Below are 21131 nucleotides of genomic sequence, written 5' to 3'. Positions count from 1 at the left end.
ACGATAAAGGACTGCCGCGGTTTCCGGCAGTCCTTTTTGTTTTTACCGTTGAGCGCTGAAGGTGTAGGAGGCTGGTTGGCGGGTAAAGCGGGTTGTCCCGCTGACCACCAGAACCACCGGTTCAGTTGGGGTTTCCAGATCAACCGTGTGACGCAAGGACTGACTGGGAGCGACCGTCAGGTACTCCACTCGCGGGTTTGAACCGAGGTAAATCAGCGAAAGGCGGAAGGTCTGCGGTAGACGGTTTTGAATGCGCACAAAGCCGTTGGCCTGCCAGCCGCCTTCATCGGTCTCAAAATCGGTGAAGTAGTTGATTGCCGGAATGGACACATCGTCCAGCAGCAATCCCTCGCCGTTCACGGCTGCATCGGTTACGTATTCAAAGCGCAGTAAAACTTTCTGACCAGCAAAACGGGAAAGATCAACTATCTCCTGGATGTAGCCGTTGGTTTTACCGTTGTAGCCGCAGCCATAACTGTTTCCGGAGGGGTTTTCGGTGGTGCAGGAAGGCGTGGTCAGGATTTGCCAGGTCTGGCCGTTATCCTCAGAGGCGACCAGGTACAGGTAGTCGTAATCCTCCTCAAGATCATACCAGGTTCGGTAGGAAAGTTGAATGGGTGCGCTGACCCCGGTAAAATCAAACTCACGGGTCAGGGTCATGTTTGATTCATCGCCTTTATTTGACCAGAAAGCGTAATCACCCGAATAGGCATCGGTTGGAAGAACTCCGACCTCGCTGCTGCCCTGAAATTCGAGTGTGAAACTGCCCTGACAGTTGAAGCGGATGTAATCCGCTCCATATTGACGGACTGTGCGGCTCTGGCTGCGTCCGTCGCAGGCGGTGAATACTTCGGTATCGTTGACGGTTGGAGCGCTGCGGTATTGGGTGTAGGCAAAGCGGCCGTCGCCAATTTGGGGGTCATTCAGGTAATTGGTCAGTGTCCAATCCACAAAGACATCGTCGGCCTGAATGAGTTGACCGGTCAGCGGGTCAATCTCATTCAAATTGGCCAGCACGGTATCTATGCTGTCCAGCCCGTTATCGGGATGGGCAACCAACGATTTGGTGGCTTCTTCGCCAAATCTTTCAAGGAAGTAATTGACGAACAGGAAGGATGCGCCATAATAAGGGGTGGTGGCGCTTGAGTCGGTTGGCCAGTCGTTGAGCTGGTGATCGGGATTCGTCGAGAAGATGAAATCAAAACCACCGGGGTCGTATCCGTTGAGAAAAGCAGCCAGTTCGGAGAAACCTTCGTTCAGCCAGGTTTCTTCGTTGCGGTCGCGGTACCAGTGAATCATGTGCTGAAATTCATGCGCCAACACACCGTAGGTGAATTCCTCCTCCAGTCCGGCGTTATCGGCGCTGAGGATGAACATTTCGTGGGCATTGGAGTACTGGTGCGCCAGGGGATGCACAGAATCGGCCGAGGAAAAGTAACCGGCAATGTTCCGGCCGGCGCCGCGCGTGTAGAGTACGAATAAACGTGGGTCGTTATCTACGCCCGGGTTCCACTCCATCCCGAAAAATTCGCGATTGGTCGGCACAATTTGATCATTGAAGGTTTCGGCAAGACGGCGCAGGGCAGATTGGTTGTAGGATACACCGTCCTCGATCCAGAAATAGGCGCTATCCGTTACATAGCGCAGCACGGCTTCGACCTGAAAGTTCTCGGTGGTATCCACATTGGTGACCCAGAACTTCTTGCGATCGCCAACCTGAAAGGGACCGCCATAGGGGACGGTTTCGGGAATTTCGCCTTTGCCGCCCAGCCGCTGGGCCAGTTCTCGCGGGTCATTGACCGGGACCAAAGCCTGTTGGAGGCTGCGCAGGGTCTCATAAGCGCCGTCGCCGGCCGGTTGACCGGACGGGGTAGCAACCAGCGGGGGAGGATCAATATCCGGCAGGGTGGGGATGATCTCGCGCCAGTCCTCGAAAGGGGGTGTGAATTCAAAGACAGGTGAATTATCTGGGCTGTTCGATTCGGAATTGAAAATCAGAAAGCCCACAGCGCCGGTCAGCACGGCTGCGCCGCACAGGCATATACACAGGACAATGATAACCAGAAGGACGATCAGTAAGGTACGGGAGGAGGTGTTCATGAGGATCTCACTTTTTAGTGCAAAAATTTATCTAAAAGATTAAACATATCCAATCATAACAAAAGGTCTTATTTCTAGACAATCCTAAAAGTCTTGTTGTCTAATGGATTATCTTGTGTGCTGGAATTGCTCCGGAATATATTTAGGCATCATTAACCACAGAATTAACATTATGATGAGCATCAGGGTACGGATTGGGACTAAAACCCATAGGGATGCTGGTACGTTTCTTCCCAGCAAGAAAGGAAACTCAATCAAATTGATTGTGACGAGAAGCAATGAAAGTAATACCCCTGTGCTTAGCGGGAGCGTCAACAGCAACAAAGGTAAAATATACAAAACCCACTGCGAACTCCAGCCCGGCGACCAGAGCAAAAAGAGTATCCATACGACCCCAATATTCATAAGATAATTGAAATCACTGGTTTGAGATTGTTGGGCTAAAAGAATAATCCCAATGCCGCAGAAAATCGGGAGGGTAAGCAAAGGGGGTACGACTGGCGGGTTTCGAGTCGGGATAGTGCTTTGGACGGGGTCCAAGCGTTGTTCGGTTGTCAGGTAAGCGCCGGTAGTCAGGTTTCTATCCATCAGTGCCCAAATGGTTTGCCACGAGGATCTTGCCGGTTGTGCCATCAACGAAGCCGTGGTCATTTCCGGGGAAACCACGTAGAGAATGGCGAATACTATGAGAACGACTACCAAAGCAATGCTCGTCAACTGAAATATATTCTTGAGTGAGCGCTGGCGGATTAGCGCTGGTAACAAAAATACGGGAAACCACTTTGCCAGCATTCCCAATCCAATCCATAAGCCAGCGAATTTGTCCTTTTTTTCTAGAATTGACCAGATACCGGCCATCATCAATGCTAAAGTAATTAAGTCAGCATACCACCATGTATAGGGAAGAACGACCAGAATTCCGAATAAAATAAGGCTGCGAATCTGGCTCACCCTATCATCGTAAAGCCGTGAGGCGATTTTTTGAAACAGGAACAGGGTAACAGCACCGGCAAATGCCAACACCAGTGCCATGAGGAAATCATATAAAAAACTCTGTTCCCCAACTACACGGAAAAGGATTTCACTGAGGAAAGGAAACAAAGGCGGATATTCTACCCAGTAATCCAGGTACGGCCAACCCGGAAGAGCAGTCCATTCCCGGTATACGTCTAAGTCGCCGATTCCATAATACCCATAAGGGACGAGTGTAAGGAACAGAATAATTCGCGAAAAAAAGAAAAGAAAAGGTAAAAGGTAATGCTTGTTCTCCTTAATCCATTCCTGATCGGAGGCCATCTTCAATTCAAATACGGATTATTGTCGGCTTCTTCTTGAACGGTGGTTTCCGGGCCGTGGCCGGGCAGCAAGCGGGTTTCGGGCGGAAGGCTCAAGACCTGCTGGTAAATAGACTTTAGTAATTGGGTGCTGCTGCCACCGGGTAAGTCGGTTCGCCCGACTGCGTTTTGAAAAATCAGGTCGCCGACGATGGCTGCATTAGCCTGGGCAGCATAAAAAATGACATGTCCGCGGCTGTGACCGGGGGTGTGGCGCACTTCGATTTCCTCTTCTCCCACCTGCAGGATTTGTCCATGTTCAAAAAACAGGCTGGGCTGAGGCATTTCCGGCATTTGAATGCCAAACAAGCCGGCTCCGCCGCCGGAGCGGTAAAGTTCCAGATCGTCCGGGTGAATGCCAATCGGCAAAGGCGGTTCGCGGAATTGCGAAAACAGTTTCGCGCCGGCGATATGATCAAAATGGGCGTGGGTCAACCAGATCTGGGTCAGGTCTATCCGACGATCCAGGATGATTTCGGCGATTCGATGGCTGTCAAAAGTCGGGTCAACAATGACGGCCTGGTTTGTGGCTGTATCCACCAGTAAATACGTGTTGTTGTCCAGAGGGCCTAATGAAAAAGTGAGGATTTCGAGTGTCAAGGGGCTGCTCCTTTGATTTTATTCGGAAGGGGTATGGGATTGAATGAACCGGCATACCCGTTCAAACACCATCTGACGGTCTGGCTCGCGTACCACCACATGTCCGCTGTTTTCCACCCACAGGATTTCTTTTTGCGGGCTGCCCAGCGCATTAAGGATTTTAATGGCATTTTCCGGCGATACACCCTGGTCGGCGCGGGAATGGACGATCAGCGCCGGAAGGTTGACATGAGGCAAGATTTGCCGGAGCTCGGCCAGCAAATCGCGTAGTTCGGCGATGGAGGCGGTGGGGTAATCGGGGTATTCAAGATGATCGGCGGCGGCCTGAGGATTGTGCCAGTCCGGTGGGCCTTTGGGGACGCGCGGCTGAAGATGCTTGATGAGATGAATGAAGTTCAAACGCCAGTCCGGCGGGAGTTGATAAGGTGCGGAGATGGAAATGACCCCCTGTGCCGGTAAATAGGAAGCTGCATAAAGGCTCAGCGCCCCGCCCAGCGATAAACCTGCCAGAAAAATTTGCTCACATGCACCGCTTAGCAGATGAAATCCATCCTCCACGCTGGCCAGCCAGTCCCGCCAGCGGGTGCGCGGCAGGTCGGCTGGGTCAGTGGCATGACCAGCCAGACGAATGCCCATGACACTGATGCCGCGCTGATGCAGGTATTCTCCCATCCAGCGCATCTCTTTGGGTGTGCCGGTCAGGCCATGCACCAGCAGGCAACCCACCTTACCAGATGGAAAAAAGAATGGTTCTGCGCCGGTCATCGTGATGGTTGATTTCTGCATGGCTTAATCCAGAAGGATTAATTCACGGGGAAGGGTGGTCAAGGATTGGCAGCCATCGGAGGTGATGACCACGTCATCTTCGATCCGCACCCCACCCTTGCCGGGCAGGTAAATACCCGGTTCCACGGTATAGACCATTCCGCTTTCTAGCGAGAGCGGGTTTTCGGCATAGAGGTAGGGTGGTTCGTGGCTTTCCATTCCTAAACCGTGGCCGGTACGGTGGATGAAAAACTCGCCGTAGCCGGCTTGCTCAATCACCTGCCGGGCAGCCCGGTCAATTGCACCTGCCGGTACGCCCGGTTTCCCGGTGGCTCGTCCCTGCTGATTGGCCTGCAGTACCACCTGATAAATCCGGCGAAGTTCCTCGCCGGGGTCGCCCAGTGCCAGGGTGCGGGTAATATCCGAAAAGTAATCCTGATACGAAGCGCCCCAATCAAACAGAACCAGCTCACCGGGTTTCAGCGGCGTATCGCCCGGAACAGCGTGGGGGTTTGCGCTGTTGGCGCCAAATGCGACGATGGGTGCAAAAGGCAATTCGGGCGCGGAACCACAACGCAGCAGCGCAACGGTTAACTCGGCTGCCAGTTCGCGCTCGGTAATACCTGGCTTAATCAGCGGCAGGGTTTGTTCAAAAGCCTGCTCGGCAATCTGCACGGCACGGCGCATGGCAGCCAGTTCCTGTTCATCTTTACGTAGACGAAGCACGCTTAAAGCCGGTTCAGCCGATACCACACGCACCTCGCGGGCTGCGTTGCTGATGAACTGCCATTCCAGAAAACGGAAGCGAGCTGGTTCTACGCCGACCACTTTGCCGTCCAACCGGCAGGTCTCGGCAGCCTGCTGAAAAGCCTTTTCCCATTCAGCGGGGTTCTCTCCAAAGGGAATGAGCTGAAGGGGCAGTCTGGATTGCCGTCCCTTTTCGAACTCTAATTCAGGCACAATCAGCAACGGGGGATAGGGCGGTGCAATGATCAGCGTGGTTGGGCGTTCACTCAAATGGAAATGCAGGCCGGTCAGGTAAACCAGCGAGGGGCTGGGGTTTAGCGCAATTGCATCCAGACTGGCGGCGTTCATCAAAGCAATCAGGCGGGCAAGGCGATCATTGGTCACGGGTTACCTCCTGAGCAAATTATAATCCAACCCCTGCTGAATGGTTTTTCAGCAGGGGCGGCTAAATCCTGTGTTCAATGCTCAGGCTAACTGGTCTTCGCGCACCTGTAAATCGGCCCGCCCAATTTTGCCGGTTGGGGTCATGGGCATTTGAGGGATGATCTCAATCACTCGTATGGTGTTCTCTTCACCCAATACGGCATTGCAGTGTTCCATCAATTCTTCCGGCGTGGCGCTGGCATCAGGGTACAGTTCAACGATTGCTTTCGGCACCTGGCCGGCCTGCGGATCTTTTTTGGCAATGACACAGGCATAGCGGACGGCAGGGTGGCGCAGGAGGGCCTCTTCCAGGGGGCGGGGGAAGATGACTTTGCCGTGCATCAAAATCCGCTCACTCCAGCGTCCCACCAGACGGATATAGCCGTCCTCGTCCATCACCCCCATATCGCCGGTGTGCAGCCAGCCGTTTCGCAGGGCTTCGGCGGTTTTTTCGGGCAGGTTGTGGTAGCCGATCATCACACCCCCGCGGATGAGAATCTCGCCGGGTGTTCCGATGGGGACTTCATTATCCTGCTCGTCAGCGATGCGAACCTCGCGATCGGGCAGCTCCGGCCCGATGGCGGCGAATTTCGATCCCTGTTCGGGACGCGGGTAGCCCAGGGCAACAAACCCACCCAGCTCGGATTGACCGTAGGACTCGACCAGCGGGGCACCCAATTCTTCTTGATAGGCCTTTTTCAACTCGGGAGGAACCGGCGCACCGCCTGAAACCACAAAACGCAAAGCAGCCGGTTTGCGTCCCACCTTTCTACAATGCAACAGAAGGTCGTTCAAAAGCAGGGGATTTGCCACCATAAACGTAACCCCGCGCTGCTCCATTTCATTCCAGGCTGTTTCGACATTCCAACGGGTGCGCACACCGATATACACGCCGCGGTGAATGCCGGGTAGCAAATTGCCCACCAGATGATACGAACTGGCCAACGAAGTCGGCCCGAAGGACACATCTTCCTTGCTCAGTTGCAACCGCTCGGCGATGCAGTGAGTGGCGCGGGCAGTGTAACCATGGGCAAGTATGGCGCCTTTGGGTTTACCGGATGAGCCGGAGGTGTAAGAAAGATGAGCAGCATCCTCTCCATCCACCCGAACTGCGGGTGGTTTGAGCTCGGCTGCCACCAGCGCATTCCAATCCAACGAGCCGGGGTGTTCGCCATCCAGACAAATATAATGGTGCACCGAGGGCATCTGCGAGCGGTTACGTTCGACTACTTCGTGCAAGTCGCCGGTGTAAATCAAAACACTGGGAGTAGAATCCTGAACAAACCAGGCCAGATTTTCGGCCTGCAAAACATTGATGTGATCTGAAATGGCGCCCAGTTTCCACGCCCCAAACATAGCCATGACATAGTCTAAACCGTTGTGAGCAAAAATGCCAACCCGGTCGCCTTTCTGCACGCCCAGGTCGGCCAATGCCCCGGCCACAGCATCGCTGATCAATTCGCCTTCGGCGTATGTGATGGAGCGGTTGCGGTCACTCCAGTAAACGAACGGGTGTTCCGGAAGCCGCCATGCCATACGACGCAACATATCGTTAAAAGTTAAAAAATTCATCTTGTTCTCCTGGATATAGATTGAATGATGGGGGACTGGCCAAGGGGAGGACGAGGCGTGAAAGATATGTTTAGTTTAACGAATTTGGGGGGGCAATTTCAAGGATTAAAAATTATTTAATCGAGCAGAGGTTGATTGGAATGCCGGGTGCTTTAACCGCTGGTTTGATGGTGGAGCAAAAATTTTTGTTGACAAAAGAAAAACTTCATAGTAAACTTTCGTGCGCTGGCAAGGTAGCTCAGTGGTAGAGCAGGGGACTCATAAGCCCTTGGTCGTGGGTTCGACCCCCACCCTTGCCACCTTTTTTATTTTTTTTCCAAAATTGAAGTAAAATTGCCTCAAACATTCCCTTTGCCGTGCATCTTTTCCAGCAGGGGCAGTCCATTTTCGTTGGCGGAGGTTTCCTGTACTATGCAAAGCCCCAATTCCCAACTGGCTGAAGCAATTACCAAAGTTCTACTGACGGTTATTTTCCTGGGCGGAATTTTCTGGTTTGTTACGGTTGGAGCAAACCTGGGTGGTGGGGGGATCGAAAACTTTCGGATAGACTGGCTCGACTGGGCCTTGCTTTCCTTTGCGACTTTTCGGCTGGGACGCCTGATTGCTTATGACCGGGTTGCCGAACCTTTCCGAGCACCATTTACCCGAACGGTCAGGGATATAACCGGTGCCGGAAATACCGTTGTTCCAAAAGGCCGGGGAGTGCAACGTGCCTTTGGTCAGCTCATCTCCTGCCCGATTTGTGCCGGTACCTGGGTGGCAGCGGGGCTGGTTGTACTGATGTATTACTTTCCCGGTCCTACGCATGCTTTTCTGGTCATGACAGCAGCCATTGGCGGGGCAGAATTAATTCACAATGCAACCGAAGCCTTCTGCTGGACTGGCACGCTCAACCGCGCTCGCGCGGGGCGCATCTTTAACGACCGTTCAGAGGAGGATCAAACCGACTGATATTCCAGTTCCTTTGGGGGGAACTATTTCATTATCTCCTTCGTCCTGATGATGCATAATAAATGCAGCATTTTTTGGATGTAGGAGTAAAAAACCATGTTTAAGAAAGTGTTTCCTTTGATGATGGCTTTGAGCCTGCTGGCAGTTCTGCTGTCTGCCTGCGGATTGCTGCTGGGACCGCAAGATGGCGGGAAAGACGCTCAAAGCGTACAGCAGACGGCCGTCATGCAGACGGTTGCGGCTGTGATGACCCAACAAGCGTTTGAAACGCTGATTGCGCAGGCGACTCAAATCGCCAGCCAGCAGAATACACCCACGCCCCAGCAACCCACAGCGGTTGCCACGGAGGCGCAGAATACACCTGTTCAGCCTACGCCCACGGTTGTGCTGCCTACCGCCACACCCACACCGAAACCGATACCCTGTAATGCGGCTTCCTTCGTGAAGGATGTAACCATTCCGGATGGCAGCGAATTGATCGGCGGTCAGAAGTTTACCAAGACCTGGCGTTTGAAAAACGAGGGCACCTGTACCTGGACAAAAGATTACGCACTGGTGTTTGTGGATGGTGCCTCGATGAGTGCACCGGCATCGGTCTCATTGAAGGGTGATGTACGGCCGGGTGAAACGGTGGATCTCTCGGTGGAACTGGTTGCCCCGACCAAAGCCGGCTCTTACAAGGCTAACTGGATGCTACGCGATGCTTCTGGCCGCACCTTTGGATTGGGCCCGAATCAGGATAAACCCTTCTGGGTGAGCATTAAGGTTTCCGGTTACAAAAGCGATGACGTTCCATCCGCTATCTATCCGTTGGACTTTGTCGCCAGCATTTGTCAGGCCGATTGGTCAAGCAATGCCGGTAAGGTAGCCCGCCCGTGTGCCAATGTCAGCCAGAGCGAGGCTCAATGGGCAGCCGTATTGCTCAACCCGAAGATTGAAGGTGGACGTCAGGAAAATGAACGGGCGCTTTGGATCCACCTTGCCAACCCGAACGATTGGATGCAGGGGTTCTACCCGGCGCGCAATATTCAGAGTGGTGACCGTTTCAAAGCGTGGGTTGCCTGTCTGGATGGTAACACCACCTGCGAGGTGCAGTTCAGTCTCGATTACCGGATTGACAACGGTAACATTGAAAATCTGGGCAAGTGGAGCGAAACCCTCGATGGTAAATGGACACAGATTGACCTTGACCTGAGCGCGTTTGTTGGTAAGAATGTCCAGTTCATCCTGGGAGTTACCAACAAGAACAGTAAGGGGCCGGTAGATGCGGTGTGGTTTGTCCCTTCAATACAGACAGTTACGCCGTAAAGTAGCCCTGAGATTGCAGGTATAAAAAAACAATCCCCGCCGGTTTTCTGCCGTGCGGGGATTGTGTTTATCAGGCCGCTGCCAGTTGTTCCGGTTGAGAGAAGGGATCGAGATCCTGCTCCATTTGATGACGGAACTGCTTGGTGTAGAGTGAGTAGTACTTTCCGCGCTTGCGGAGTAATTCAGCATGAGAGCCCATCTCGGCGATTTTTCCCTGCTCAATGACCAGAATGCGGTCAGCGCGTTTGATGGTGGAAAGACGGTGGGCAATGACGAAGCTGGTCCGCCCTTTCATCATCATCTCCATGCCGCGTTGAATCAGGGCTTCGGTGAGGGTGTCCACCGAGCTGGTGGCTTCGTCCATGATGAACACCTCTGGTTTGGCCAGGACGGCCCGCGCCAGGCTGATCAACTGCTTTTGGCCGACCGAGAGGAGATTACCGCCCTCGCCTACCTCTTCATCATAACCTTTTTTCAACTTGATGATGAAATCGTGAGCGCCAGCCAGTTTAGCCGCTTCCACAATTTCTTCATCGGTGGCGTCCAGCCGGCCATAACGGATATTCTCGCGAATGGTACCGGAAAAGAGATGCGGGGTTTGCAGCACCATGCCAATGCGGGATTGAATGGCGTGTAAAGAATATTCGCGGTAATCTTTCCCACCAATCCGAATACTACCCGATTTAGGTTCGTAAAAACGGCAGATCAGGTTGACAATGGTGGTCTTTCCCCCGCCAGTTTCGCCGACCAGCGCAATGGTTTCGCCACGTTTGACATGCAGCGAGAAGTTTTCCAAAACAGGCTTTTTGTCACCTTCATCGTAGTAGAACGTGACGTTGTCAAACTCGATATCGCCCTGAATGGTGCCGGGGTCGTAAGCCCCCGGTAAATCTTTGACATCCGGCACGGCATCAATCATGGAGAAGATGCGTTCGCCGGAGGCAATTGCATGCTGCATCTCGGCAAATACCCGCGCCAAATCCTGAATTGGCCACATCATGAAGGTGACGTAAGAAACGAATGCCTGAATACCGCCTACGGTCATGCCGCCAACCTGCACCTGCCAGCCGCCATACCAGACAATTGCAGCCAACGCAATGGCTGAAACCAGCTGAACGCTGGGAAGGAAGAGCGCACTGAGCCATGCTGCACGGTAGGAAGAACGGTACATATCCGCCGTAAGCGCTTTAAATTCCTCCAGATTGGCATCCTCGCGGCAAAGGGCTTTAACCACCCGGACGCCGGTGATATTTTCGTTGAACGCCCCAGTGATTTTTGAGTTGACTTTGCGCACGTTGCGGAATTCTCCCAAAATCCGTTTGCGAAACTCATAGGCAACGTAAAATAATATTGGCAGAATTCCCAAAACGATCAGCGCCAGTTTCCAATTGATGAACAGCATGAAACCCATGGCGGTGATGATATTCATCATCCCCCAGGTTACATCCAGTAATCCCCACGTGACCAGATCGGCAACTCTTTCGCTGTCCGAAGTGACGCGTGACATGATCCAGCCAACCGGCGTGCGACTGAAGTAGGAAAGCGAAAGTCCCTGCAGGTGGTTGAACATCTTCTGGCGCAGATCGTAGCGAACCCGCTCACCCAATACGCCGGCAAGGTAGATAAAACCAAACACACCGCTTGCCTGAACGAAACCCAGCGAACCGTAGATAATTAACAAGCGGTACAATTCACTGCGGTTTTGAGCGAGAATACCGTTGTCAATAATCAGTTTGCTGAGGTACGTGAAAATTGAATCCAACGAGCTCACCAGCGCAATTGTGACCAGAAAGCCGACCACCCAGCGCCAGTGTGGACGGGTCAACGCAAGAATGCGCCGTAAAGTTTGACCGTTGAATTGGGTCTTAAATTCTTCTTCTTCAAAGTATTCAACTGACACTGGCGATCTCCTTTTCCAGTTCGTCATCAATACGGGTCTGAATTTCGTAAATCTGGCGGTAAATACCGTCCTGTCGTACCAGGTCGGCATGTCGTCCGCGCTGGACGATGCGGCCCTTGTCCAATACAAGAATCAAGTCGGCATCCATGATGCTTTGAATGCGATGCGCTATGATGAAGGTGGTTCGTCCCTTCATCAAGTTTTGTAAAGCTTCGCGAATCTCGGCCTCGGTTTCGGTATCCACCGCCGAGGTGGAGTCATCCAGAATCAAAATTCGTGGATTTTTCAACAAGGTTCGGGCAATCGCCACCCGTTGCTTTTGACCGCCAGAGAGGGTAACCCCTTTTTCACCGACAAGGGTGTTGTAACCCTTTTCAAAGGTGAGGATAATATCGTGAATGGCAGCAGCTTTGGCGGCGGCTTCCACTTCAGATTGCGGCACTTCCCTGCCGACCCCATAGGTGATATTTTCGCGAATGGTACGCGAGAAGAGAAAAGGCTCTTGTTCGACAATTCCGATTTGCTGGCGCAAGAACAGGCGGGGATAGCGCTTGAGTTCAATGTCATCCAGCAAAATCCGGCCTGAGGTATATTCGTAAAATCGAGGCAGCAAGTTAACCAGGGTGGTTTTGCCTGAACCGGTGGAGCCCAATAAAGCCACGACCTGACCGGGCTCACACTTAAAGGTGATGTCTTCCAGAGCAACGTTGCCGTCATCGTATGCAAAACCTACCTGTTCAAATTCGATCTTCCCGAGAATGTCGCTTTTAGGACGGTGTTTTCCGGTTTCTAACGACTCGCGATCCTGCTTGATGATTTCCATGACCCGATTGTATGAAACCATACCGGTGGAAGTCTGGACGATCAGGCGTCCCAGGTTGCGCATGGGGAAGATGATCCACACAATCAGTCCAGCATAGGCCAGGAAAGTACCGACGGTGATTTCGCCATTGATGGCCATCAACGCGCCAACCAGATAACCTACCAGAATTTGCAGGTTGCAAATTGTGTCGGAAATTGGCCAAAAGAGGGAGTGCATTTTGAGCAATTTTTTGCCGCGCAGGAATTTTTCCCAATTGTCCCGTTCGAATTTTCCGATCTCGTATTCCTGACGGGCGAAGGCTTTGACCACGCGGATACCCGTCAGGTTTTCCTGCAGGGTGGTCGAAAGCACCGCATCCTGAGTTTGATACTCCTCGTAGGCTTTGGAAATTTTGCGGAAAAAGATCAGGGAAATCCCCACAATCACCGGCACGACGATCACCGAGATCAAAGCCAGTTTTACATTCAGTTGAAGCAGGGCGATGAAGTTGATCACGAAGAGTAAAATAATCCGCCCAATACCGATGGCCTGATCGGCGAAGAACCGCCGCAGAGCATCCACATCGGAGGTTGACCGTTGAATCAGCTCTCCCGTTTCCATCCGAGAATGGTAAGTAAAGGTCAATCGCTGGATGTGGTCGAAGAGGTAATTGCGCAGGCGGCGGGTGATACCCTCGGCGGTTTGGGCAGCCAGTTTTCCGCTGAGAAATGAAAAACCACCCTCCAGGCCGGCCAGCAAAATAAAGCCCAGGGCAATCGCCGGCAGGGTCAGGGCTGCGCTTCCGGCAACCAGATAGTCATCAACAAAATAACGCAGCAACAGGTAGGTGAGCGTTTTGGCAACCGCCGAGATTCCCAGACTCAGAGTTGCTGCGATGTAGAGTTTGCGGAAGCCGCGCATCAATCGCCAAAGACCCTTCAGACGATTGGTGTGGACAGCGCGCTTCAGGTCATAATTCAAAACTGCTTCGGATACTGTCAATTTATCCTGCCTCCGGTGAGGTTTAACAAAAAACAATCACATGGAAAAATGTGAGTTCGTCCAGTATAACGCATGCCGGTGAATTTGCAATCAGTCCATCGGTCATCAAAACCTGACCAAACGGGTGGGAAATTCTGCTAATGGAAGGTATCAAAACAGGGGCTGACAAACCGGGCAGATAAAACTGCTGGTGCTGCCGGTCCTGATCTTCTGAATCGGTGTCTGGCATTGAGGGCAGGGTTTACCCTCCTTGTAACCGATCAAGATATCGTCCATTGTAAAAGAGCCGCTCCAACCATGCAAATCCACTTCGTAGAACGCACCATTTTTTTCAAGGCTGGTGCGCAGCCCGGTTTGAATGGCGTTGGACAGCTTTTCAATTTCGTAATCGGTTAGCGACTTGATGGAGCGCAGTGGATGCAATTGAGCGAGAAAAAGAATATCGTGAATATAGGCATTACCAATACCGGCGATCCGGCTTTGATCCAGCAAAAAGGACTTTAACTGGCCAGTTCGTCCGTGGAGTAATCTCTTTAAGTCACTTGCATTCAGATCGAGGGCATTCGGACCCAATTTTCGGATCATTGGATGATGTTCCAAACCATTTTCGGGAACATAATGGGCGTAGCCAAACCACCAGAAGTTGATCGAGAGACAACTACCATCCGGGAAATCCAGAATAAGGCGGTATTTTTCGGGCAGAGAAGAACGGGTCACCAGGAGGATCTCGCCGCCCATGCCCAGATTCAAGAGCAGCCAGCCCTGATGGAGATGCACGAATAACCATTTGCCGTGATAGGTGACTTCTCGGATGAAACAACCGCACAATGCGGATTGAAACTCCTCAATGGGCAGATTCAGGCATTTGGGTTGGATAACTTCGACGCTGCTGATTACTTTACCGTGAAGCTCGGTGTTCATCTGCCGGGCGCGCGAGGCAATTTCGGGTAATTCAGGCATGGGGCAGTACTCCGGTTGGGATTAGAGATTACTTATTTTAGCACTTAAGTTCTAATTTTGGTTAATTGGAATACCACCCGGCAAAGGCGATGATTTACTCGCCTTTCATTGCCAACCAGCCATGTAACGTAGCCCGGTAGAGCGCCCGTTCAAAGTACGAGCCTTTCAGGGAGAGGTTTTCATAGCCTTTTTCGAGCAGCACTTCCATGAGTGGCTGGATTTGTTGAGCATAATGGCGCATACAGGCTTCCGGATGAATGCCCGGCCAGGAGTAGCAGGTTACCGTCGTCCGGCGGTGGGTGGTTGGAATTCCTTCAGGGATGGTTTTTGTCCAGTTTGGATCATCTGGATGGAAAATATACTGGTCTAAATTACCCATTGGGATACCTTCAATTCCCCTTACCACCGGCGGCGTCACATTCATGGTATAGGGATCAACCGCCAGGTCTGCGATGACGGCGTGGTCGGGCAGCCAGGCAATCCATTGATTAGGCACAACCGGTTTGCTGGTATCCCAGCGCTGAGTGGCGTCAACCAGAATATCCGAAATTTGAAAGAGAGATTGCATCAGATGAGCCTGACAGGTCACGTTGCGGCCGACAACCTGAGCAATCACCCCCGGCCCGCCTGCCCGGATATGATCATTGTTACGTTCGATATTGCCCAGTTTTGTGGCAGCTTCTACACCGTGCTTGCCAACCATGCCAACCCCAAGAATTAAAGCACGGATGGGTTGACCATCCGGTCTGATTAACCCCGGCCAACGTTTTTCCAGCACATCATAGGCTGCTTCCAGGCCATTCCAGGCAACCGCCTTCATGTTTTCAATCAATCGAATGTTGTTGTCGTCCACGACACTGTCCATTGAAATGGCGCGAATTCCCAGTTCGCGTAATGCCTGAACCCGTAGGGGGCGGGTGGGATAGTGCAACATGGAAAACAAAATTGCACCCGGCTTTAATAATTGGAATTCTTCCAAAGTGGGCGATCGTAAGACAATTACCATTTCCTGTGCAAAGGTTTCCTCGCGGCTGGCTCTGCGGATACGAGGATTGCCCTGTTGATAATCATCAAAGGTAAAACCGGATCGCGATCCGTAACCATCTTCCAAAACGATGTTGACGCCGTGATTCGCCAGAAACTGGATGAATTCGGGCAGAAAAACCCGCTTCTCTCCCGGTTCTTTTTTCATCCGCGGGAATCCGATACTTTTGATGACAGGCATGATTTCTTTCCTCCTTGTAATATTAAGCAGACTTAATGTACCCAGCGGGAAAGCATTGCGCGGCTGAGCGCCCGATGAAAATACGTACCCTGAGGATTGATTTGTTGAACTCCACCCGCGCTTAGGATGGTTCTCAACAAGGGGGCAATTTGAATACCGTAGATTTCCATGCACTTACGGGGGGTAATGCCAGGCCAGGAGTAGCAGGAAACTGCAAAGCGCCGGTTGCGGGTAGGAATACACGCTGGAATTTTCTCATAAGCCGGGTCGTTGGGTGGAAAGACGTATTGGTCGAGATTGCCATGCGGGATGCCTTCGATCCCTTTGACGGTGAAAGGCGGCTGCTCGCACTCATACGGATCAACCGAGAGGTCGAGCAGGACGGCGTGGGGTGCCATGAAAGCGATCCAATCATTCGGAATAACCGGGCGTGAAGGGTCTGGACGTTGAGTGGCATCAATCAAAAGGTCGGTCTGGCGTAAAAGGTTTTGCATGAAGGCGTAATGGCGGGTGAGGTCATAATCCACAGCGGTAACCTGAACACCCGGCACCCCTTTTTCGACCATTTTGCGCCAGAGTCCCTCATTGCCGTAACGAATGGCAGCTGGCATCACATGCATACCCACCGCCCCGCTTCCCAACAAGGTGACATGGATGGGAGGACGATGGGGGCTTTCAAACCCGGGCGCGGGATAGATTTCCCGCAATACCCGGAAGGCTACCTCAACACCGTTCCACGCCACCATTCGTAGGTTTTCTACCAGACGGCGGCCGGTGTCATCTTTAATCGAGTCGAGCGAAATGGCTTCGATTTGCAGCGACCTGAGGAATTCAATCCGCTGCGGACGGGTCGGAAAGTGGATCATGGAGATCAGGCAGGCGCCTTTGCGCATTGTTTTGAGGATGTTTTCGTCCGGGTAGCGCAGCACCAGCACGAGATCCTGTTGATAGACTTCTTCGTGAGAGGCAAAGCGCACAGAGGGACAGGCATCGTGATAATCCTTCTCGCTCAGGCCCATACCGGAGCCATAGCCATGCTCCAGAACCACCTCACCACCCCAGTTGGCGATGTGGGTCATTAAGGAGGGTAAAAAGTCTCGCACTTCACCCGCCTCAACGTGCATTCTGGCGAGACCAAAACGAAGGTTTTCTGGCATAAGAATTTCCTGATTTTTGAACGGTATAGGATAAGTTTACCAGAAATCGGATCCCCCAAGTGAATATGAAATATCATGCCGCCTGTCAATTGTATTTTTTGTCTAGAGGGGCTATAATCAAATCACGATATTCTTTCCGGAAGGAGGTTGGTTTTTCATGGCTAGTGTTACGTACGATCATGTCTGGAAAAAGTTTGGTGATTTTGTCGCACTCAATGACCTGAACATCCACATCGAAGACAAAGAGTTTTTGGTGCTGGTTGGGCCATCCGGTTGCGGCAAAACCACCGCACTGCGCTGTCTGGCGGGGCTGGAAGAGGTCACCGACGGACAGGTCAAGATTGGCGATCGAGTGGTCAACGATGTGCCGCCCAAAGATCGCGACATTGCCATGGTGTTTCAGTCGTATGCGCTTTACCCGCACATGACGGTGTTCGACAACATGGCGTTTGGTCTGAAGCTCCGCAAAGTTCCCAAGCAAGAGATTCAACGGAGAGTAGAAGAAGCAGCGGCAATTTTGGGAATTGAGCATCTGCTCAAACGGAAGCCGCGCGAATTGTCCGGCGGTCAGCGCCAGCGTGTGGCGGTGGGGCGTGCCATCGTGCGTGAACCCAAGGTATTCCTGTTCGATGAGCCGCTTTCCAACCTGGACGCCAAATTGCGCGTTCAGACACGGGCGGAGATTAGCAAGCTTCATCAACGGCTGCAAACTACCTTTATCTACGTGACCCATGATCAGGTCGAGGCCATGACGATGGCAACTCGCATCGCGGTGATGAACAAAGGGATTTTGCAGCAATTGGACACCCCCCAAAATCTGTATGATAAACCCGCTAATCTGTTCGTTGCTGGATTTATTGGATCACCATCCATGAATTTCTTCCCGGCCCACCTCCGGAAAGATGGAAACGATTTGTTTGTGGATACTGGCGATTTTGCGGTCAAGATCCCGGAAGACCGGGTGAAGACCTATGCTCCCTTCGCCGGGCGTGAGGTGATCTTCGGGATTCGACCGGAGGATATCCACAATCCTCAATTCGCTCCGCCGGGCATCCATGCAGCATCGGTTGAGTGCAAAGTGGATGTTACCGAACTGATGGGAAATGAAATCTTCCTCTACATGGTCAGCGGTAAACACAATTTTGTGGCTCGCGTTGACCCGCGCACTCGCTTCCACATTGGGGATAAGGTGCAGCTGGTCTTCAACATGGATAATTTCCACCTGTTCGATCCGGCATCCGACCGTGAAAATCCGGTAGCAATCCGCTGAGAGTTTTTCCAGCAAAGAGATGAGCACAAACCTGTTGCTCATCTCTTTTTTTACTTCGCTGTGATTAAGAAAATTTAAATGCGGGTTTTGCTAATCCTTTACCAATCCTTAACATCGCTTAATGGATTATGGGGAAGTACTTTTGATAAGATTAACCTTGTTTGATTCCAAAATGATCAGGAGGAGAAATATGTCTAATCGCGCGTCTCGTTTTCGAATAATGGTCGTATTGGCAGTAGTGTTAGTGATGGTTATGACAGCCTGCCAACCTGCTGCGCCTGCCGGCGAACAGGGTGAAACCGATCCGCTGGTGAAAGCAGCCAAGGAAGAAGGTATGTTGACCGTCATCGCCCTACCCCATGATTGGTGCAATTATGGGGAGGCAATTGAAACCTTCAAGGCCAAATACGGCCTTCAGGTTAATGAGCTGAACCCGGATGCCGGTTCTGCGGATGAAATTGAAGCCATCAAAGCCAATAAAGATAACAAAGGCCCTCAAGCGCCGGATGTGATTGATGTGGGCTTTGGTTACGGCCCGCAACTGGTTGAAGAAAAATTAACCATGCCCTATAAGGTTTCTACCTGGGATACCATTCCCGACGAGGTCAAGCACCCCGATGGGTACTGGTATGGTGACTACTACGGCGTGCTGGCTTTTGAAGTTAACAAAGACGTCGTTCAAAATGTCCCGCAGGATTGGGCAGACCTATTGAAGCCCGAATACAAAGGGCAGGTTGCGCTGGCGGGTGATCCGCGTGCTTCGGCTCAGGCCCAAATGAGCATTATGGCTGCGGCACTGGCCAACGGCGGTACGCTGGATGATGTAACCCCCGGTTTGGAATTCTTCAAGAAATTGAATGATGCCGGTAATTTTGTGCCAGTGATTGCAAAGCAGGCGACCATTGCCAAAGGTGAAACTCCGGTGGTGATGCGCTGGGACTACAACGCTCTGGCGGATAAAAATGCCCTGGCGGGTAATCCCGAAATTGAGGTCGTCATTCCGCAGAGCGGTGTGATTGCGGGTGTCTATCTGCAGGCTATCAGTGCCTATGCTCCCCACCCCAATGCTGCCAAATTGTGGATGGAATTCCTCTATTCGGATGAAGGTCAGCTGATCTGGCTGAAAGGCGGCTGCCACCCGATTCGTTACAATGATATGGTGCAACGTGGCGTCATTCCGCAGGAATTGAACGATGCCCTGCCGCCGGCTGAACTGTACGCCAAAGCTGTATTCCCGACTGTTGAGCAAATCAACAATGCCAAACAACTGATTGCCGAAAAATGGATGGAAGTTGTTGGCGCGGATGTTAAGTAAATTCAGGCAAAATTCAACCACACAACGGGACGCGCGTCACGCGCGTCCCGTTCCCTCGTCCCTGCTGAACTGGCTGGGCGTTTTGCCATTTTTTCTGTTTATCTTCCTGTTTGTGTTTTTACCTTCATTTTCTCTGGTGAGCGGCAGTTTTCAGGATAGGCAGGGGAATTTTACATTTCAAAATTATTTGGATCTGTTCAGCCCATCTATCCTCAGTGCCTACTGGGTGACCATCCGCATCAGTCTGGCATCGGCGATAGGCGGCGGGATATTGGGCTTTTTTATGGCTTACGCAGTTACCCTTGGCGGATTGCCAAAAGGGCTACGCAACGCCCTGTTGACCTTTTCCGGGGTTGCCTCAAACTTTGCCGGTGTTCCGCTGGCGTTTGCATTCATCGCAACGCTTGGCCGAACCGGCATGGTGACCGTCTTGCTGAAAATGGCGGGCATTGATTTATATGACCGCGGTTTCAGCCTGTATAGTTTCTGGGGACTGACCCTCACCTATCTGTATTTTCAATTCCCATTGATGATCTTGATTATTACGCCGGCACTAGATGGCTTGAAGCGAGAGTGGCGTGAAGCCGCCGAGAATTTGGGGGCTTCTTCCTGGACTTACTGGCGGCGGGTTGCGTTGCCGGTGCTGACCCCCTCCATTCTGGGCGCCATGATTTTGCTGTTTGGTAATGCCTTTGGCGCCTATGCCACGGCGCTCTCTTTGACCGGCGGTTTTATTAATTTGATTACCATTTTGATTGGTTCCCAAATCAAGGGCGATGTGTTGCAAAATACCGGCTTGGGTTATGCGCTGGCAATCGGTATGGTGATTGTCATGGCAGGAGCCATCCTGCTTTACTACTTACTGCGCCGGCGCAGTGAGAGGTGGCTGAGACTATGAGCAAACGCAACACTTTATGGTCGTGGTTTTGGATGATCCTTGGCGGGTTGTATTTCTTTTTACCGCTGCTGGCGACCTTCGAGTTTTCCCTGAAAGCCAGAAAAGGCGTGTATAGCTTCCTCGCTTATGAGCGCGTCTTTGCTGACCCGTTGTTTTTGAGAACTTTCATTTTTTCTCTGGAAATGGCCGTGTTTACTGCGCTGGCCGGCATTTTACTGATTTTTCCAACCGTTTACTGGATCCGCCTGAAATTGCCCCAATTGAGAGGGTTGATCGAGTTTGTGAGTATGTTACCATTCGTCGTTCCGGCGATTGTGCTGGTATTTGGGTTGATACGGGTTTTTAGCGGTGCACCATTTTTCCTGACCAATACCTTTACGGGGACGAATGTCCTGCTGGTAGCAGCCTATGTGGTGTTGACCATGCCTTATTTGTACCGCTCAATTGATACTGGCCTGCAAGCCATTGATGTGCGTACCCTGACTGAAGCAGCCCAAAGCCTTGGAGCCGGCTGGGGTACCATTCTCTTCCGGGTCATTCTCCCCAATGTGCGGGTTTCTATTTTGAGCGGTTCGTTTTTAGCAGTAGCAACCGTGATGGGGGAGTTCACCATAGCCAGTTTTCTGGTTGGAATCCGGGCGTTTGGCCCGTACATGTCTCTGGTCGGGCAGAACAAGACTTATGAGTCCTCCTCGCTGGCGATTATCAGTTTCGCCCTGACCTGGGCATTCATTGGTTTGATTCAATTGTTGAATCGCGGCAGAGTCCAAACCCAAATTGCAGGAGCCCACTGAGGTTGACA

The 21131-nt window shown here is 52.0% G+C and carries 17 protein-coding genes and 1 tRNA gene; 7 read left to right on the top strand and 11 right to left on the bottom strand.

Annotation, left to right across the window (positions count from 1 at the left end):
• Positions 1-42 precede the first annotated feature (42 nt).
• From AC812_RS08145 to AC812_RS08120, 6 genes are all read right to left on the bottom strand, one after another.
• Positions 43-2100 (bottom strand): M6 family metallopeptidase, encoded by a 2058-nt coding sequence (locus AC812_RS08145; protein WP_061918326.1) that lies wholly within the window; start codon positions 2098-2100, stop codon positions 43-45.
• 108 nt (positions 2101-2208) lie between these two features.
• Positions 2209-3396, bottom strand: coding sequence for a DUF2029 domain-containing protein (locus tag AC812_RS08140; RefSeq protein ID WP_061918324.1), 1188 nt, complete (start codon positions 3394-3396; stop codon positions 2209-2211).
• Positions 3397-3398: 2 nt separating this feature from the next.
• Positions 3399-4034 carry an MBL fold metallo-hydrolase gene (locus AC812_RS08135; protein ID WP_061918322.1) on the bottom strand — a complete coding sequence of 212 codons (636 nt, stop codon included), beginning with the start codon at positions 4032-4034 and terminating at the stop codon, positions 3399-3401.
• Between the two features lie 18 nt (positions 4035-4052).
• Positions 4053-4820: an alpha/beta hydrolase gene (locus AC812_RS08130; RefSeq protein WP_061918321.1), complete on the bottom strand. Its 768-nt coding sequence runs from the start codon at positions 4818-4820 to the stop codon at positions 4053-4055.
• Between the two features lie 3 nt (positions 4821-4823).
• Positions 4824-5930, bottom strand: a complete 1107-nt coding sequence (locus AC812_RS08125; RefSeq protein WP_236839270.1) for a M24 family metallopeptidase — start codon at positions 5928-5930, stop codon at positions 4824-4826.
• Between the two features lie 81 nt (positions 5931-6011).
• Complete coding sequence (locus AC812_RS08120; protein ID WP_061918319.1) at positions 6012-7541, bottom strand: class I adenylate-forming enzyme family protein; 1530 nt, start codon at positions 7539-7541, stop codon at positions 6012-6014.
• A gap of 227 nt (positions 7542-7768) precedes the next feature.
• Here AC812_RS08120 and AC812_RS08115 point away from each other — a divergent pair.
• The 3 genes from AC812_RS08115 to AC812_RS08105 all read left to right on the top strand — a co-directional run bounded on the left by AC812_RS08115 (position 7769) and on the right by AC812_RS08105 (position 9800).
• Positions 7769-7840 (top strand) — tRNA-Met (locus AC812_RS08115).
• A 112-nt stretch (positions 7841-7952) separates the two neighbouring features.
• Positions 7953-8492 carry a DUF1360 domain-containing protein gene (locus tag AC812_RS08110; protein ID WP_061918317.1) on the top strand — a complete coding sequence of 180 codons (540 nt, stop codon included), beginning with the start codon at positions 7953-7955 and terminating at the stop codon, positions 8490-8492.
• A gap of 96 nt (positions 8493-8588) precedes the next feature.
• The gene (locus AC812_RS08105) at positions 8589-9800 is read left to right on the top strand and encodes an NBR1-Ig-like domain-containing protein (RefSeq protein WP_061918315.1); all 1212 of its coding nucleotides are present in this window, start codon (positions 8589-8591) and stop codon (positions 9798-9800) included.
• A gap of 70 nt (positions 9801-9870) precedes the next feature.
• Here AC812_RS08105 and AC812_RS08100 read toward each other — a convergent pair whose 3' ends face one another.
• From AC812_RS08100 to AC812_RS08080, 5 genes are all read right to left on the bottom strand, one after another.
• Complete coding sequence (locus AC812_RS08100) at positions 9871-11700, bottom strand: ABC transporter ATP-binding protein (RefSeq protein ID WP_114676117.1); 1830 nt, start codon at positions 11698-11700, stop codon at positions 9871-9873.
• Positions 11690-13504, bottom strand: a complete 1815-nt coding sequence (locus AC812_RS08095) for an ABC transporter ATP-binding protein (protein ID WP_061918311.1) — start codon at positions 13502-13504, stop codon at positions 11690-11692. Before AC812_RS08095 ends, AC812_RS08100 begins: the two co-directional genes overlap by 11 nt.
• Before the next feature lie 150 nt (positions 13505-13654).
• On the bottom strand, positions 13655-14464 hold the full coding sequence (locus tag AC812_RS08090; RefSeq protein ID WP_061918309.1) for an Fpg/Nei family DNA glycosylase: 810 nt from the start codon (positions 14462-14464) through the stop codon (positions 13655-13657).
• Positions 14465-14558: 94 nt separating this feature from the next.
• Positions 14559-15689: a Rossmann-fold NAD(P)-binding domain-containing protein gene (locus AC812_RS08085; protein ID WP_061918307.1), complete on the bottom strand. Its 1131-nt coding sequence runs from the start codon at positions 15687-15689 to the stop codon at positions 14559-14561.
• A 32-nt stretch (positions 15690-15721) separates the two neighbouring features.
• Complete coding sequence (locus AC812_RS08080; protein ID WP_061918305.1) at positions 15722-16846, bottom strand: Rossmann-fold NAD(P)-binding domain-containing protein; 1125 nt, start codon at positions 16844-16846, stop codon at positions 15722-15724.
• A gap of 157 nt (positions 16847-17003) precedes the next feature.
• On the opposite strand from AC812_RS08080, the gene AC812_RS08075 reads away from it, so the two are divergent.
• The 4 genes from AC812_RS08075 to AC812_RS08060 all read left to right on the top strand — a co-directional run bounded on the left by AC812_RS08075 (position 17004) and on the right by AC812_RS08060 (position 21123).
• Positions 17004-18116 (top strand): ABC transporter ATP-binding protein, encoded by a 1113-nt coding sequence (locus tag AC812_RS08075; RefSeq protein WP_061918303.1) that lies wholly within the window; start codon positions 17004-17006, stop codon positions 18114-18116.
• Between the two features lie 247 nt (positions 18117-18363).
• Positions 18364-19431: an ABC transporter substrate-binding protein gene (locus AC812_RS08070; protein WP_346265126.1), complete on the top strand. Its 1068-nt coding sequence runs from the start codon at positions 18364-18366 to the stop codon at positions 19429-19431.
• A complete protein-coding gene (locus tag AC812_RS08065) occupies positions 19421-20329 on the top strand; it encodes an ABC transporter permease (protein ID WP_061918300.1) in 909 nt (302 codons plus the stop codon). The genes AC812_RS08070 and AC812_RS08065 overlap by 11 nt, the downstream gene beginning before the upstream one ends.
• The gene (locus AC812_RS08060; RefSeq protein WP_061918298.1) at positions 20326-21123 is read left to right on the top strand and encodes an ABC transporter permease; all 798 of its coding nucleotides are present in this window, start codon (positions 20326-20328) and stop codon (positions 21121-21123) included. The genes AC812_RS08065 and AC812_RS08060 overlap by 4 nt, the downstream gene beginning before the upstream one ends.
• Positions 21124-21131: the final 8 nt, after the last annotated feature.

Source organism: Bellilinea caldifistulae (assembly GCF_001306055.1).
Lineage (GTDB): Bacteria > Chloroflexota > Anaerolineae > Anaerolineales > Anaerolineaceae > Bellilinea > Bellilinea caldifistulae.
Note: the sequence above shows the minus strand (reverse complement) of the source record. Positions and strands in the feature narration are given on the sequence as shown.